Annotated in this window: 13 protein-coding genes; 2 read left to right on the top strand and 11 right to left on the bottom strand. The window is 56.1% G+C overall.

The window, feature by feature from the left end; all coding sequences use genetic code 11:
• Positions 1–31 precede the first annotated feature (31 nt).
• The 11 genes from ACO0U8_RS18150 to ACO0U8_RS18100 form a co-directional block, all read right to left on the bottom strand.
• The gene (locus ACO0U8_RS18150; protein ID WP_056775902.1) at positions 32–1,291 is read right to left on the bottom strand and encodes a valine--pyruvate transaminase; all 1,260 of its coding nucleotides are present in this window, start codon (positions 1,289–1,291) and stop codon (positions 32–34) included.
• Positions 1,292–1,430: 139 nt separating this feature from the next.
• The gene (ghrB, locus tag ACO0U8_RS18145; protein ID WP_056775900.1) at positions 1,431–2,408 is read right to left on the bottom strand and encodes a glyoxylate/hydroxypyruvate reductase GhrB; all 978 of its coding nucleotides are present in this window, start codon (positions 2,406–2,408) and stop codon (positions 1,431–1,433) included.
• Complete coding sequence (locus ACO0U8_RS18140) at positions 2,408–3,700, bottom strand: MFS transporter (protein WP_136375954.1); 1,293 nt, start codon at positions 3,698–3,700, stop codon at positions 2,408–2,410. Before ACO0U8_RS18140 ends, ghrB begins: the two co-directional genes overlap by 1 nt.
• 22 nt (positions 3,701–3,722) lie before the next feature.
• Positions 3,723–4,478 carry a sugar phosphate isomerase/epimerase family protein gene (locus ACO0U8_RS18135; RefSeq protein ID WP_122097142.1) on the bottom strand — a complete coding sequence of 252 codons (756 nt, stop codon included), beginning with the start codon at positions 4,476–4,478 and terminating at the stop codon, positions 3,723–3,725.
• 213 nt (positions 4,479–4,691) lie between these two features.
• Entirely contained in the window at positions 4,692–5,747 is a 1,056-nt protein-coding gene (locus ACO0U8_RS18130; protein ID WP_421671386.1) for a LacI family DNA-binding transcriptional regulator, read from the bottom strand.
• 46 nt (positions 5,748–5,793) lie between these two features.
• The gene (locus ACO0U8_RS18125; RefSeq protein WP_122097144.1) at positions 5,794–7,080 is read right to left on the bottom strand and encodes an MFS transporter; all 1,287 of its coding nucleotides are present in this window, start codon (positions 7,078–7,080) and stop codon (positions 5,794–5,796) included.
• A gap of 59 nt (positions 7,081–7,139) precedes the next feature.
• Positions 7,140–9,266: an alpha-galactosidase gene (locus ACO0U8_RS18120; RefSeq protein ID WP_390973720.1), complete on the bottom strand. Its 2,127-nt coding sequence runs from the start codon at positions 9,264–9,266 to the stop codon at positions 7,140–7,142.
• Between the two features lie 137 nt (positions 9,267–9,403).
• A complete protein-coding gene (locus tag ACO0U8_RS18115) occupies positions 9,404–10,414 on the bottom strand; it encodes a LacI family DNA-binding transcriptional regulator (RefSeq protein ID WP_421671385.1) in 1,011 nt (336 codons plus the stop codon).
• A gap of 95 nt (positions 10,415–10,509) precedes the next feature.
• Positions 10,510–11,172, bottom strand: coding sequence for an OmpA family lipoprotein (locus tag ACO0U8_RS18110; RefSeq protein ID WP_056775889.1), 663 nt, complete (start codon positions 11,170–11,172; stop codon positions 10,510–10,512).
• Between the two features lie 223 nt (positions 11,173–11,395).
• The gene (locus tag ACO0U8_RS18105; RefSeq protein ID WP_056775887.1) at positions 11,396–11,839 is read right to left on the bottom strand and encodes an N-acetyltransferase; all 444 of its coding nucleotides are present in this window, start codon (positions 11,837–11,839) and stop codon (positions 11,396–11,398) included.
• Positions 11,836–12,408, bottom strand: a complete 573-nt coding sequence (locus ACO0U8_RS18100; protein ID WP_421671384.1) for a DNA-3-methyladenine glycosylase I — start codon at positions 12,406–12,408, stop codon at positions 11,836–11,838. Before ACO0U8_RS18100 ends, ACO0U8_RS18105 begins: the two co-directional genes overlap by 4 nt.
• A gap of 188 nt (positions 12,409–12,596) precedes the next feature.
• Between ACO0U8_RS18100 and ACO0U8_RS18095 the strand changes: the two genes are divergently transcribed.
• Positions 12,597–14,597, top strand: coding sequence for an autotransporter outer membrane beta-barrel domain-containing protein (locus ACO0U8_RS18095; RefSeq protein WP_421671383.1), 2,001 nt, complete (start codon positions 12,597–12,599; stop codon positions 14,595–14,597).
• A gap of 166 nt (positions 14,598–14,763) precedes the next feature.
• Positions 14,764–15,678: a glycine--tRNA ligase subunit alpha gene (gene glyQ, locus ACO0U8_RS18090; protein ID WP_056775883.1), complete on the top strand. Its 915-nt coding sequence runs from the start codon at positions 14,764–14,766 to the stop codon at positions 15,676–15,678.
• Positions 15,679–15,684 lie beyond the last annotated feature (6 nt).

The following is a 15,684-nucleotide window of genomic DNA, read 5'->3' as shown; positions in this document are numbered from 1 at the left end:
AACCCCGGTTTTTTTATGCCTGCAAATCGGCTCAGAGTGCCTGCGTTTCCGCGTGCGCTTTTTCCACTTCTTCCGCCAGAATCTGAACGCCGCGCTCGATTTGCTCGGCGTCCGGCACGTAATTCATGCGCATGCACTGGTGCGTATGCGCCCACGGATGCTCAAGCCCTGGGAAGAAGTAATCGCCTGGCACCATCAGCACGCCGCGCTGTTTCAGGCGCTGATACAGCACTTCGGTGGTGATCGGTAAATCTTTAAACCACAGCCACAGGAAAATCGCCCCTTCCGGTTTATGGATCAGGCAACGTTCTTCCGGCAGATAACGGCGCAGCGTGGCGATGGTTTCCTGCACGCGCTGGAAATAGAAGGGTTTGATCACCTCTTCGGAAAGACGCAGCAAATCGCCGCGCGCAATCATCTCATGAGCGATGGCCGGGCCGACGCTGCCCGGAGACAGGCTGATAATGCCGTTCATGTTACTGATTGCTTTGATGATTTTCTCATCGGCGATCACGATACCGCAGCGCGACCCTGGCAGGCCGAGTTTCGACAGGCTCATGCACAGAATGATGTTTGGATTCCACAGCGGCGTGGCGTCGGTAAAGACGATGCCAGGGAACGGCACGCCATAGGCGTTATCGATTAACAGTGGAATATTCTTTTGCTGTGCCAGTGCGTCGAGGCGGATCAGCTCTTCGTCGGTGATGACGTTGCCGGTCGGGTTGGTCGGGCGTGAGACGCAGATAAGGCCAATGTCATCGGAAATGTTCAGATGATCGAAATCGACGTGATATTTGAACTGGCCTTCCGGCAGCAATTCGATGTTCGGCTTGGCCGAGACAAACAGGTTTTCATCCAGCCCGGCATCGGCATATCCCAGATATTCCGGTGCCAGCGGGAACAACACTTTTGACATGCTGCCGTCGGCGCGACGTCCGGCGAACAGATTGAACAAATAGAAGAAGGCGCTCTGGCTGCCGTTGGTCAGCGCAATATTTTGCGCATCCAGCTGCCAGCCCAGTTCTTTCTGTAACATTTCTGCCAGCGCATGGCGCAGAACGTCTTTGCCCTGCGGGCCATCGTAATTACACAAGGCTTCAGTCAGCTTGCCAGTGGCCAGCATTTCGCTGAGCAACGTCTGGAAATAATCCTGCATCTCAGGAATTTGCGCCGGATTACCGCCGCCGAGCATCACCGCGCCGGGCGTGCGTAAACCGTCATTCATGTCGCCCATCAGGCGGGTGATGCCTGAAAAACGGGTAAATTTGTCACCGAAAGCAGAAAACGTCATAGAAAGCTTTGTATGTTATCGAAATGTGATGTCCACAATAACGCCTGCGGCAAAGCAGTGCAATCGGACCACCGGGTTTTGAAATGTCCTCCTCTCCCGGACGTGCCGGAAGGGGAGGATCACTGCGGGGCGATGAAACTTACTTCTTCAACACTTCCGGGTTAACGCAGAACTCTTTCACCTCGCCGGTCAGGGCGGCGATCAGGTTATCGACGGCACAGGCGGCCATGTCGTAACGGGTTTCATGCGTGGCAGACCCGATGTGTGGCAGCGCCACCACGTTTGGCAGGCTCAGCAACGGTGAGTCTTTTGGCAGTGGCTCTGTCTCGAATACGTCCATCCCTGCGCCATAAATCGTCCCGGCTTTCAGGGCTTCAATCAGAGCAGGTTCATCGATAACCGGGCCGCGACCGGCGCTGATCAGGATCGCGCTGGATTTCATTTTCCCCAGCTCTTCTTTGCCAATCAGATGGAAGGTTTGTTCGGTCATCGGCAGCAGAATACAGACGAAATCAGCGGTTTTCAGCAGCTCATCCAGTTCGCATTTGCGCGCGCCAAACTTCTCTTCCGCTTCTTTATGCTGACTGCGGGCGTTATACAGAATCGGCATGTCGAAGCCGAAATGTGCGCGCTGCGCCAGAGCCAGACCGATGCGGCCCATGCCGACGATGCCCATGGTTTTATGGTGTACGTCGGTGCCGAACCAGTCAGGGCCGACGTTATCTGTCCATTCACCGGCTTTCACGCGTTCGGCGACATTCACCACGCGGCGCGCAGTGGAAAGCACCAGCGCCATGACCGTATCTGCCACGGTGTCGGTCAGTGCGGTCGGGGTATGCATCATCGGAATTTCGCGGCGGGTCAGCTCTGCCACGTCGAAATTATCGTATCCCACGGAAATGGTGGATACCGCACGCAGACGCGGCGCGTGGTCAAACAGCTCTTTATCAATCTTGCCGCCAGACCCCAGTAACCCTTCGGCATTTTGCAGCGCATCAAACACCGCAGCGCGGTTTTCATCGGTGATGCCATCCACCTCAGTGATAGAAAAGTGCTGTTCGAGACGTTGATGCAGATCGGCGGGCAGTTTTTTGTACAGGACAATAGACGGCTTCATCAATTATTACTCCCTTGGGTTAAGGAAACATCTTCAGGTTTTGTTGCGGCCTGCTGCGGTTTCACCAGCAGGGTCAGGCCTGCGGAGACCAGCAACGACACGGCCATAAAAATAAAAGAGGCGGAAGGGCTGCCGGTATTCCCGTTCAGATAACCAACAAACCACGAACCAAAGAAAGAGCCCAGCGCGCCAAGGCTGTTGATCAGCGCCATCGCGCCACCGGCGACATTTTTAGGCAGCATTTCAGGAATGATGGCGAAGAACGGGCCGTAAGGTGCGTACATTGCAGCCGCGGCGATGACCAGTAAACCGTAAGACAGCCAGAAGTTATGGCTGCCGGTTGCCCAGGAGCCGAAGAACGCCAGCGCACCGACGAGCAGCAGCGGCCAGACAAACAGTTTGCGATTTTGCATTTTGTCCGAGGCCCACGACACCAGGATCATGGCGAGCGTGGCGGCCAGATAGGGGGCGGAAGATAACCAGCCCGCCTCGACCATGCCCATCTCTTTACCGTCGTGCAGGATCGATGGCAGCCACAGCACAAAGCCGTAGACCCCAATGCTCCAGAAGAAATATTGCAGACACAAAAGAATGACGCTGCGCGAGCGGAAAGCTTCGCGATAACCGCCCACCGCCTGGATCTCTTTTTGCTCTTTTGCCAGCTGCTCGCTCAGGGCTTTTTTCTCCTGCGCGCTCAGCCAGCCGACGTCTTCGGGTTTATCTTTGACGGTAAACCACCAGATAATCGCCCAGATCACGGCCGGAATACCTTCGAAGATAAACATTTCCCGCCAGCCAAACGATTCGATCAGATAGCCGGAAAGTACCGACATCCACAGCACCGTGACCGGATTACCCAGGATCAGAAACGTGTTGGCGCGGGAGCGCTCTGACTTGGTGAACCAGTTGCTGATGTACACCAGCATCGCGGGCATCACCGCGGCTTCGACCACGCCGAGCGCAAAGCGGATGGCGGCCAGCATGGGAATGTTATTCACCACGCCGGTCAGAGAGGCAAACCCGCCCCACAGCAATAAGCACCAGAAAATCAGTTTCTTAACGCTGCGCCTTTCGGCGTAAATGGTGCCGGGGATTTGGAAAAAGAAATAACCCAGGAAAAACAGTGCGCCCAGCAGGGACGACATCCCTTTGGTGATGCCGAGATCATCATTGATACCGGCCGCCGACGCGAAGCTGAAGTTCGAGCGGTCGACGTAAGCCAGACTGTAAGTGATGAACACGATCGGCATGATGTACCACCAGCGACGCGGTGCAATCCTGGACTGGTTCATAACGGTTTCTCCTGATGGATCCTCAGTATGTTTTACGCAACAGCTCGACGTAATACCGTGTCACGGCGACCAAATCTTCCCCTTCGAGCGGGAATTCAATGCCGCGCGGCACATCCTGAGGCAGGGCTTTCAGTAACGGGATCCAGCTGCCATCGCTGTCATCGAGTGCCACGGCGTGCCATTTTCCGCCACGCTTTTCTGCCGCTTTGACGTGGACGTAACCAACGTGACGCGCCAGCCGTTCAGCTGCCGTTGCCGGATCCTGTCCTACCCACAGCCAGTTCGCCATGTCGAACGTCATATCCAGCGGCAGGTGCAGGGATTCAGCCGCAAACATAAAGGCATTAATGCGCGAAAGTATCCCGCATTCGCTCGACTGGTCATTTTCCACCACCAGCTTCACGGGCTTCGCTGCCAGCAGCACTTTCAGCGGCGTCAGGTCCGCGCCCGGCTCAAACTCGCCGAGTGAGAACTTGATGGTGCGGGCACCTAAAGTATGGGCCTCATCGAAATACTGTTCCGCGTCAGGGTTCAGCTTGCCGCCGGTGTTAAACAGCGCGAAGGGCACGGAATACACCGCGAACAGCCCGTTCTGTTTAATCTTTTCAGCAAGTTGCGCCAGGGCGTTCAGCTCTTCGCCGGTGAAGAGTTCACGGCGGATTTCCACGCCGTCGGCCTTCGCGGCAGCGATGACCGGCAGCAGTTCTGACTGCCCGCCAAGGGCGCGGACGACGCTGTTACCGTAAGCGGCAGTAACGATGACGATCTCTCTTTGCATGACTCTTTGTCCTGTTAAAACGCACCGGAATGCGGTGCCAGCGAGCGTTTAGAAGACATTATCTTAGTGGAACAAATGGCGCTGCGTGCTCTTGTTAATAATTTGTTTCGCTTTATATAACCTAATTGGAACCGGTTCCAATCAAAAGACCCGAAGGTCAGAAACATGATCCCGCTCACGAAGAACGGGAGAGAAAAGGGGAGAAGAAAGCGATCAGCGGCGTGCGGTGGAGGCGCGTGCAATCAGCTCGCCGGAGAATTCGAGGTCTTTGACCGGTGCGGTGCTGCCCTGAATGCGCGTCACCAGCTGGCCGAGTGCTGCGACGCCCATTTCATAGGTCGGCTGCCTGAACGTGGTGATCCCAACGCCGGCAAGATCTGCCCACACCAGTTCGTCAAAACCTGACAGACCGATGTCCGGCCCCCAGGTGATATCCAGCCTGCGCAGGGCGCGTGACACCTGTAACGTCAGCGCTCCGTTCACACACATCACCGCTTTATGTTTGTCTGGATGGCGTGCGACAAAATCGCGCAGCAACGTCTCCAGCCCGTCCGTGTTGCTCAGCTCGATTTCGCCCTGTTCGGCGATACATTCTGGCGATTGCTGCATGCGCTGCAAAAAGGCGCGCAGGCGATCCAGGCGGGTATTGACGTTGGCGGGTTCGGTGACGAAAAGCACGGCTTCAAAGCCTTGTTGCAGAAGATGATCGGTCATCATCTGCGTGGCTTCGACGTTGTTCAGTGCAATCACGTCACAGGCAAAATCGGCGACTTTGCGGTCAATCAGCACCATCGGTAAATTGGCCTGTTGCAGCGTAGAGATCGCCGCTTCACGCATACCCACGGCGTTGACCACCATGCCATCCACGCGGTAGCTGCTGAGTAACTGCAGGTAATGCTTTTCCTGATCGAGCTCGTTATTGGTGTTGCAGACCAGCAACGTCAGCCCTTCCTGACGGCAGGCGGCTTCGACGCCGCGCATCACATCGACAGAATACGGATTCGTGATATCGGCGAGGATCAGCCCGATCAGACGTGTATGGCCGCTTTTCAGGCTGCGGGCCATCTGGCTGGGCTGATAATCCAGCAGGGAGATCGCCCGTCCGATGCGCTCTTTGAGATCATCGGACAGCAGGTGTTTTTCACCGTTGAGATAACGTGAAACGCTGGTTTTACCGGTTTTTGCTGCACTGGCAACGTCACGTATCGTAGCGCGAACCGCCGCGCCCGGTTCCTGTTTTTTGCTCACAACCTTTCTCCCCTCATGCATATTCCACGGAGACTAGCACAGAGTGTCGAAAGGCTGTAACCGCAAGTCAGCGCAAACCTTCGGCCGTGCGCACGGCGGAAACCGCCTGAGGCTTCGGTCTGCTGCTGAGCGTAAAGGCGGATATGATCGTCACCGCAAAGGCGATACCGCCGAGGATCAGATAGGTATCGCTGAACCCGATGCGGTCATACAGGCTGCCTGCGAAAGCAGAAAGGAAAATCGCCGCCAGCTGTTTGGCAAAGTTAAACCCAATCAGATAAATGGTCGCCGAGAACCGGACATCAAAAATCTGGGTGATGTATTTGAACACGCCGACCAGCAGGAACGGCACTTCCAGCGCATGCAGCATTTTCAGCACAATCACTTCGGCAGCCGTGGTGGCAAACGAAGAGCCGACGATGCGAATCGACATGATCGTCCCCGCCAGCAGCAGCGTATTTTTCGCGCCAATGCGGTTGATGATCCAGGGTGAGCAGAACATGATCAGCGCGTTGCACAATTCCCCGGCGGTGGTCACGTAGCCGAACATTTCCGTGCCCTGCTGCGGCGAGGAGAAGAAGGTTTTGAAGAAGGTGGCGAACTGCTGATCAAACACGTCGTAAACGCAGGCAACACCGACCACGTACAAAATCAACATCCACAGTTTGCGTTCTTTCAGCAGCAATGCCGCCGTTTTCAGCGAGAATTGCGGCTGATTGGCCCCGAGTTTGTCCATCACCTGCGCATTTTTGTTTTCCTGCGGGCGGGAAATCAGCAGCAATACCATCAGAATAACTGCCGCGCCGGAGCCCATCCAGAACACGATATCCGGGTTGATGTTAAATAATACGCCAGCGGTGGAAGCGCAAATCCCCCAGCCGAAACAACCGAACATACGCGCTTTGCCATATTCGAAAGCACTGCTGCGGCTGACCCTTTCGATATAGGCCTCGGTAGCCCCTGAACCGCCCGCGAAGACGAAGCCGATGTACGCACCGCCCAGGATTGCGCCCAGCACAATATTGATTTTCAGCAGAGGCGCAAACACGTAAATGAAGAACGGAGCAAACAGAAACAGCAGGACGGCGATGATCCACAACAGATGTTTTTTCAGGCCAAGTTTGTCAGAAATGATGCCGAAGAACGGCTGAAACAGAATGGCAAACAGCGACATGCTGGAAAACACGATGCCGGTTTCCGTTTTACTCAGGCCGATAACGTCTGACAGCCAGATCGGTAAAAACGGATAACAGGTCGCCATAATGAAGAAGTAGAGGAAGAAATAGCTGCCAAATATCCAGAAGTTAGTATTTTTTTTATAGAAGCAACGATCGGAAGTTTGTGTAGGGTTCATAGTGATTTCCTTGCCGAAACCATGAAAACCGGCACTGTCGTACCGGCGTTTTTTTGTTGTTATCTGATTTCTTCGAAGCCCAGAAGCAGAGCGCTTTCCGGATCCAGCACCGGCAGCGTCAGCCCGGCATTCGCCAGCCATTCACCGCTCAATGCCACAGAGGCATGCAGCCACGCCGGTTGCACCCGCATGGTGTGACCGCTGCCGCCACCCGCCAGCAGAGCCGGTTCGTCCAGCACCGTCACGCGATAGCGGGCATCGGTTTTCAGCCCCGGCACGCGTAACACACCGGGTAATGACCAGGTCGGCATCGCCAGCTGGCTGACCAGAAACACGGCGCGATCTTTGTTTTCGCTGACCACGCCGTTAATCAGCACCGTTTCATCCTGCGTATCCACGCGGTAGACGTCGCCGCTGTGCAGTAACGGGCGAAGCTGCTGATGAAGACGGGTGTATTTCGCAAAACCGGCGCGTTCGGCTTCGCCTTCTTTCACCGGATCCAGCTCAATGCCCATGTGGCCAAACAGCGCCGTCAGGCCGCGGAATTCAATGCTGTGCTGGCGCGACGTGGCATGGCACAGTTTGTTGCCGATGTGCGAGCCCATCACTTCCGGCGGGAAGAAATAGCTCATGCCGCGCTGAATTTTCTGCCGTTCCAGCGCATCGTTGTTGTCGGATGTCCAGAAACGGTGGCTGCGTTTGAGCACTTCAAAATCAATGCGGCCACCGCCGGACGCGCAGGATTCAAATTCAATCTGCGGGAAACGTTCGCCCAGCACGTCGAGCAGGCGGTAGAACTGCCGGGTTTGCGTGGTCAGCGCTGCGCGGCCTTCGTGGCCCGGCTGAACGATTTCTCGGTTCATATCCCACTTCACGTAATCCACAGCGTGTTCACCGAGCAGCCAACTCATGCGTTCCACCAGATAATCAAAGACCTGCGGATTGTTCAGATCGAGCACGAACTGATGGCGTCCGCTCGGTTGCTGATACCCCGGCAAGGCCAGCAGCCAGTCGGGATGGGCGCGGTATAAATCGGAATCCGGGTTAATCATCTCCGGCTCGACCCAGATACCAAATTCCATGCCGAGTTGTTTGACGTGGTCGATCACCGGTTTCAGGCCGTTCGGGTATTTCTTCTCATCGAGATACCAGTCACCCAGCGCGGCGCGGTCGTGGTCACGCCCTTTGAACCAGCCGTCGTCGATAATGAAGCGTTCAACGCCCAACGCGGCGGATTGTGTCGCCATCTGCATGATGTAGTCGGGATCGTGATCGAAATAAATCCCTTCCCAGGTATTGAGGTGCACCGGCCGCGGTTTGTCGCCGGGGAAACGCAAAATATCTTCACGCACGAAGCGGTGAAACTGCTGACTCATGCGGTTCAGCCCGGCAGCAGAATAGCTGGCGTACAACCACGGCGTTTCCAGCGTTTCACCCTGTTCAAGACGCTGTTCGCCCGGCAGATACAGCGCTTCGGCCTGAACCAGTCGGCGACCGTCGATTTTGATGTCGGCACGCAGGCGGTGGTTACCGCTCCAGCCGAGATGCATTCCCCAGACTTCGCCCTGTTCCTCGCTAAACCCCGGATGACCGATCATCATCGCCGGGAAATATTCGGAAGAGGTTTTCCCGCGGCGGTTCTCCTGAATGATGCCGCCGTGATCGAGCAGCGTGCGGTGCGGCTGGAACTCTTTGATCCAGCGGCCATGAAACGCCATCACTTCGGCGGCGCGCTCCGGCAGCGGCAGCGTGACGGCCAGCCGCGTCACCTGATAGGTGCCGGGTTTCAGGCTGGTCAGCGCATTGCGCATCTGCAACACGCCGCTGTCACCGAGGCGCAGTTCGCTGCGAAATTGCAAACCAGCGATGGCGTCTTCGGTGGTAATGATCAGCTGATTTCCCTGCTGTTTCACGTCCGTGGTATCGAATACCGGCGACCAGTCCAGCCCGTCGCGGTGGCCTTCCACGCCCGGCGTACCAAACGAGCCCCGGCCTGAATCGGCGCTGAAATTCACCGGTGCTTCCACATCAATACGGCCATTGGGTACGGCGCGGGCGAGGGAAATGACGTCGTCTGCCGAAAACTGGCTCAGGCGGTTTCCCCAGTAGAGGATTTCAGCGAACGGCGCACAACGGACGATCAGGCTGCTGTGTTCGCTGGTTAAATGGACGATCGGGTTTTCCATAGTGTCACTACTCCACAGGGTAATTTGCAGCGATAAAACGCTATCTGGTGGAGTAACTATTGATCCGAAACGTTTCGGATGGGAAATGTGATTGTGCAAATTTGTGATATAGGGTGGAAAAATAACCGAAAGGGGAATTATTGACGCGGTGGATGTGCGGTGACGCCCGCCTGCAATTCTGGTTGCCAGAGCACCTGCAAACCGCTCACCGGTTCGTTACGGATCAGTGCCATCGTCATGCCGGCGATTTGCAGGCCGACCGCTTCCCGGGTGCCCTGACGGATGGCGGTGACCGCCACGTCTGGCAGGCTGTCAGAGGGTAAACCGTCATAAATAATCAGTGATACGCCGCCGTTGAGCAGCAATCCGGCTTCGTACAACGCCAGCGCCGCGCCTTCACCGTGCATATTGCAGTCACAGACAATCGCCGTCGGCGGCAGCGGCAGGGCCAGCAATGCCTGCGTTGACTGATATCCGGCCCGGCGGCTTGGGCTGACTTTGTTCACGTACCCGTCGTAAAGCGGCAGTTTGTGGGTCAGAAGCCCGTCGAGATAGCCCTGATGACGCTGGCCGATAAACGACTGCTGATTATTTTCGCCGAGAAACGCGATGCGCTGATGCCCAAGCGCGGCGAGGTGATCGACCGCCATTTGCATGCCTGCGCGGTTATCGAAATCGAACCAGGCGTAATCCTGGGTCAGGCAACGGCTGCGTCCGAGCGCCAGAAACGGAAAGTTGCGCTGCTGCAAATCCAGCAGGCGCGGATCATCATCCAGCGTATGGGCGACCAGCATGGCGTCCACGCGTTTACTTTCAATCAGGCGTCGCCACGAAAACGTGCCCAGTTCATCCGGCACCAGCAGCAGATCAATTTCATATTTCGCGAGTTCGCGGGTGATACAGCCCACCATTTCGACAAAGGCTGAATTGCTTAACGGATGTGAAGTGAAGGGGAAAATGAGGCCAACGGCATCGATCTTGCCCATTTTTAACCGGCGGGCGAGGGTGTTGGGCCGGTAGCCGCGTAAATCCGCCGCTGCCTGTACCCGCGCTTTAGTGTCCGCTGAAACATCGTCGTAACCGTTCAGCGCACGGCTGACGGTGGTCACAGACAGACCGAGATCTTTCGCGATAGCTTTCAGAGACATACTGGCATCCGTTACGCAGGTGAGAACGCCAGAATAACACAGGATGCATAAAAACGGGGCCATCTGGCCCCGGCGTTATACGGCAGGTGAAGCCGTTACTGCAACGGGCTGAGGGTGATCTCAACGCGACGGTTCTGCGCTTTACCGGCTTCGGTGCTGTTGCTGGCAATCGGATTATCCGGGCCTGCACCGGTGGTACGAACGCGGCTGCCATCAACGCCCTGGGTGATCAACGCACTGCCGACGCCGTCAGCACGTTGCTGTGACAGCTTCATGTTGAGCGCGCGCGTGCCGGTGCTGTCGGTATAACCCACGACGTTCACGGCCGTTTTCGGATACTCTTTCAGTACCATCGCCACGCCGGTCAGCGTATTCGCGCCCGCCGGTTTCAGCGTGCTGCTGTTGGTATCGAAGGTCACGTTGTTTGGCATGTTCAGCACGATATTATCGCCCTGACGCGTCACGCTGACGCCGGTGCCTTTCATTTTGTCGCGCAGTTTAGATTCCTGCACATCCATGTAATAACCCGCGCCGCCGCCCAGCGCAGCACCTGCTGCGGCACCGATGAGGGCGCCTTTGCCGCGATCGTGTTTAGAAGATGAAAGCATCCCCACGCCTGCGCCCAGAGCTGCACCCAGCCCTGCGCCGATGCCGGATTTTCCTGCTTCTGATTCGCCGGTGTACGGATTGGTGGTACAGGCTGACAGGCCCATCGTGACGCAAAGTACGCCAGCAACCACAAGTAATCTTTTGCTCATCTTTTTTCCCTTTAAGGATGTTTTTTATTTAGAAACTGACCGCTGCATTATGACTGCCGGGTTTCTGGTAAGTTGCACAGAAAAAGGTGTCAAAACATAAACAAATGCAACGGGCGGACATCCGCCCTGCGGCGTTCTGGCGCCATTTATGCGCAATTTCGTGACGTTAAGCAGTAGGAGAATTCCGGTTATCCGTTTTTGTCTTTTAGGGGATTTTGGGAAATTATTCGAAAAGGGGCTGATGCCAGCGCAGAACCCAGGTCGGAAGACCGGTTCCGGGATGAACCGTGTCGTTGACCACTAAGAAATCTTCTTTGCGATAGAACGCCACGGCGCGGTGATTTTGCTGATAAACCTCGAGAAGCAAAAGCGGGTAATGTTTTTTGACCACGTCCATTAATTGCTGCGCGATGCCCTTACCGTACACGCGTTCATCCACAAACAGCGCGCCGATAAACTGCTGATTTAAGACGCCGATAAAGCCATTGATCCCACCGTCTTCGGCGGTAGAAACCCAGGTTTGGGCCTGTGGCAGAAACGTCTCGCGCACCATCGGCAAACTTTCGTACCAGTAAGACACCTCAATAAACGGGTGTGCCGCCACCGTACTGCGCAGCCACAGATGCATAATCGCTTCGGTGTCGGCAGGTACTGAGCGGCGGATCATGCGGGTTGATTTTTCGGATGACAGAAACAATAAGCCTGATGATCGTTCACCAGTCCGGCGGCCTGCATAAACGCGTAGCAGATGGTCGAACCGGTAAATTTGAACCCTTTCTTTTTCAGCGCTTTAGACAAGGCATCTGACACGGCAGTGGTTGCCGGTACGCCTTCAGGTCCGAGCGGATTATTGATGACCGGTTGATGATCAACAAAGCGCCAGATGAAGTCTGAAAAATCTTCGCCGCTGGCCTGCATGGCTAAATAAATCTGTGCATTCAGGATGATCGCTTTGATTTTTCCGCGATGGCGCACAATTCCGGCGTCAAGCACCAGGCGCTCAACATCCCCATCGGTCATTTTGGCAATGCGCACCGGATCGAAATGGTGGAAGTTCTGGCGGTAGTTTTCGCGCTTTCTCAGGATGGTGATCCACGAGAGCCCTGCCTGCTGGCCTTCGAGGCACAACATTTCAAACAGCTCACGGCCATCTTTGACCGGCACGCCCCATTCTTTATCGTGATATTCGAGATAAATCGGTTCTTTTGAAACCCAGCTACAACGGGTGGTCGCCATTCTTTTGTCCTTAGAAGAAGCCTGAATACGTCGGCCAGTGTGTGGCTTCTCGGATAACTCTGCAACGTCGCAATTTCTCATGCTCCGCCTTGACGCTGGTCGGATCTGAACAATATTTAAAGCCATTCATGACTCAATCCTTACATTTCAGGGATGAGAACCGCTCATTTTTTGAGGAAGCGACGACAATGACAGGCAGAAAAACCGCCGCATTACGGCTGACACAAAGCGCATTCGCCGTCGCGCTGTGCCTGGGTTTACAGGCTCGGGTGCAGGCTTACGATCAACTTTATGTCTTCGGCGACAGCCTGAGTGACACCGGCAATAATGGACGCTGGACCTTCGACAGCAGTTCGCATCCGCTTTATGACGAAATCCTCGCCAACAATATCGGCACGACGCTGACACCTTCTGCTAAGGGCGGCCTGAACTATGCCCAAGGCGGCGGCGTCGCGGTGCCGGGGCTGGATTCCGATGACACCACGCAGGAGCAGGTCAAAAGCTATCTGGCCTCGACCGGCGGCAAAGCCGATCCGAAAGGGCTGTATATTCACTGGATTGGCGGCAACGATCTGGCCGCCGCGGCGCTCAGCCTGAACCCGATCACGGCAGTGGAGATTGCCACCAACAGCGCCACGCAGGCGGCTTCTCAGGTCAATGATTTACTCAAAGCCGGAGCCGGAACGGTCGTGGTGCCGACGGTGCCCAATATCGGCCTGACGCCGGTGCTGATGGAAGGCGTGATTCAGGTCGGCTTGTTGCCGGTGCAGCAACAGGCGCTGGCAGCGGCCTATCAGTACCTGAATGCGCAAAACACACCGAATACGGATGCCCGCACCGAGGCGATTCACAACGCACTGGCGGCAGCGGCGGCGGAAGGCTCGGGGATCCCGCTGGTGCAGGACGTCCTCGCCAAAGGGCTGGCAGCGGCCTATGACGCGCTGAAAGACGTGGCGGGCGGCCTGACCGAGACGTACAACACCACCGAAGATATCGCGCTGGCCAGAACCGGCGGCAATATTGCACGCGTGGATATCAACGGGCTGTTCAATGAAGTGGTCGCCGATCCGGCGCTGTACGGTTTCGCAAATACTGCCGGGACCGCCTGTCCGGTGGGCACTTCAGCCTCAGAATGTACCTCCAGCCTGCCGGGTTTTGACGCCAGCAAAGCGTTTCTGTTCTCTGACCATTTCCACCCGACTCCGCAGGCACATGCGCTGATCGCCGAGTACATGCAGTCCGTGATCAACGGCCCGCTGGAGGTCACCGCGCTGAATCAGGGTTCGCTGGCGCTGGCGCGCAATACGCAGGGGTTGCTCGACAGCCGCTATCAGCAGTTACGCACGCAGGAGAATGACGCCGGGACTTTCGGTATGTTTGGCGGTTACGCCGGGCAAAGTGGCGACAGCAAAATCAATCCGTCGCTGGGCGAGGGCGATCTCACCTCTAACTCGCTCAATATCGGGATGGATTATCAGATGACCGATCGCTGGATGATGGGGCTGATGATTTCCGGTTCAGACGATAAACAGGATCCGACGGACCATTACAGCTACCGCACGCGCGGTTGGATGGCGACAGCCTTTACCGGCGTGAAAATCGCCGAAAATGGCTGGATCAACGGCGATGTGCATTACGGCTCGCTGAATTACGATGATATCAACCGCAGCATCAAACTCGGACCCACCACCCGTACCGAGCGCGGTGAAACGGACGGCAAACAGATTGGCGGACGCGTCACCGCTGGCTGGGATTTCCCGATTTTACCGGTGCTGAAAACCGGCCCGGTGGCGCAATACAGCTGGGATTACAGCAGCATTGAGGGATACAGCGAGAAGGGCAACAACAGTACCTCGATGCGCTTTGGTGATCAGACGTCTCACTCGCAAATCGGCGCGCTGGGCTGGCGCCTGAACGCAGATCTGGGGATCGTGAATCCGTATGCGCAGGTGACCTATGACCGTCAGTTTGGCGATGACACTTACACCGCCACCGGCGCGATCAAATCCACCCGCACACGCTTCAGCCGCACCACCGGCGAACAGGACAACGACTGGGTCGATATGACGGTCGGGGCGAATGTCCAGATAACCCACAGCGTCTCGGCTTTTGCGGCGATTTCCCAAACCACCGGCCTGGATTCCGGCGAACAAACGTCTTACAACGCCGGGATCAGTGCCCGGTTTTAACCACGAAAGGGGCACTCAGCCCCTTTTACTTTCCGAAAATGCGCGCCAAAACCTAAACACTCCCTCTCGGTAACGCTCACTCGCCTGATTCTGGCTGATTATCTTCCGTTCAGCGGGTATACTGTCGGACTCTCTTTAAACCCACTTTCTCGCGTGCGAATCCAACATGCAAAAGTTTGATACCAAGACATTTCAGGGCCTGATCCTGACACTGCAAGATTATTGGGCGCAGCAGGGCTGCACCATTGTTCAACCGCTGGATATGGAAGTCGGCGCGGGTACTTCGCATCCGATGACCAGCCTGCGCGCACTCGGCCCAGAGCCTTTTGCGGCAGCCTATGTTCAGCCTTCACGCCGTCCGACGGATGGCCGCTACGGCGAAAACCCAAACCGCCTGCAGCACTATTATCAGTTCCAGGTGATGATCAAACCTTCACCGGAAAACATTCAGGAGCTGTACCTCGGCTCGCTGAAAGAGCTGGGCCTCGACCCGCTGATCCACGATATTCGCTTCGTTGAAGACAACTGGGAAAACCCGACGCTCGGCGCCTGGGGTCTTGGCTGGGAAGTGTGGCTGAACGGCATGGAAGTGACGCAGTTCACTTACTTCCAGCAGGTCGGCGGCCTGGAATGTAAACCGGTGACCGGTGAAATTACTTACGGTCTGGAACGTCTGGCGATGTACATCCAGGGCGTAGACAGCGTTTACGATCTGGTCTGGAGCAACGGTCCGCTGGGCAAAACCACCTACGGCGATGTGTTCCATCAGAACGAAGTGGAGCAATCCACCTATAACTTCGAATACGCCGACGTTGATTTCCTGTTCTCCTGCTTCGAACAGCACGAGAAAGAAGCGCAAACCCTGCTGGCGCTTGAAAAGCCACTGGCGCTGCCTGCTTACGAGCGCATCCTGAAAGCGGCCCATTGCTTCAACCTGCTCGACGCGCGTAAAGCGATTTCTGTGACTGAACGTCAGCGCTACATTCTGCGCATCCGTACCCTGACTAAAGCGGTAGCTGAGGCGTATTACGCTTCCCGCGAAGTGCTGGGCTTCCCGATGTGCAAAAAGAACGAGAAGTGAGATAAG

Source organism: Rahnella sp. EDr1-12 (genome assembly GCF_049206505.1).
Classification (GTDB): domain Bacteria; phylum Pseudomonadota; class Gammaproteobacteria; order Enterobacterales; family Enterobacteriaceae; genus Rahnella; species Rahnella rivi.
The sequence above is the reverse complement of the archived record's forward strand: the minus strand, read 5'-3'. Positions and strand labels throughout refer to the sequence as shown.

Excerpts from the sequence above, each read along its gene's own strand:
- ACO0U8_RS18150 (WP_056775902.1), bottom strand. The coding sequence starts at position 1,291 with ATGACGTTTTCTGCTTTCGGTGACAAATTTACCCGTTTTTCAGGCATC.
- ACO0U8_RS18110 (WP_056775889.1), bottom strand. The coding sequence starts at position 11,172 with ATGAGCAAAAGATTACTTGTGGTTGCTGGCGTACTTTGCGTCACGATG.
- ACO0U8_RS18125 (WP_122097144.1), bottom strand. The coding sequence starts at position 7,080 with ATGAACCCTACACAAACTTCCGATCGTTGCTTCTATAAAAAAAATACT.
- ACO0U8_RS18105 (WP_056775887.1), bottom strand. The coding sequence starts at position 11,839 with ATGATCCGCCGCTCAGTACCTGCCGACACCGAAGCGATTATGCATCTG.
- ACO0U8_RS18140 (WP_136375954.1), bottom strand. The coding sequence starts at position 3,700 with ATGAACCAGTCCAGGATTGCACCGCGTCGCTGGTGGTACATCATGCCG.
- ACO0U8_RS18115 (WP_421671385.1), bottom strand. The coding sequence starts at position 10,414 with ATGTCTCTGAAAGCTATCGCGAAAGATCTCGGTCTGTCTGTGACCACC.
- ACO0U8_RS18120 (WP_390973720.1), bottom strand. The coding sequence starts at position 9,266 with ATGGAAAACCCGATCGTCCATTTAACCAGCGAACACAGCAGCCTGATC.
- ghrB (WP_056775900.1), bottom strand. The coding sequence starts at position 2,408 with ATGAAGCCGTCTATTGTCCTGTACAAAAAACTGCCCGCCGATCTGCAT.
- ACO0U8_RS18095 (WP_421671383.1), top strand. The coding sequence starts at position 12,597 with ATGACAGGCAGAAAAACCGCCGCATTACGGCTGACACAAAGCGCATTC.
- ACO0U8_RS18135 (WP_122097142.1), bottom strand. The coding sequence starts at position 4,478 with ATGCAAAGAGAGATCGTCATCGTTACTGCCGCTTACGGTAACAGCGTC.
- ACO0U8_RS18100 (WP_421671384.1), bottom strand. The coding sequence starts at position 12,408 with ATGGCGACCACCCGTTGTAGCTGGGTTTCAAAAGAACCGATTTATCTC.
- glyQ (WP_056775883.1), top strand. The coding sequence starts at position 14,764 with ATGCAAAAGTTTGATACCAAGACATTTCAGGGCCTGATCCTGACACTG.
- ACO0U8_RS18130 (WP_421671386.1), bottom strand. The coding sequence starts at position 5,747 with ATGCATGAGGGGAGAAAGGTTGTGAGCAAAAAACAGGAACCGGGCGCG.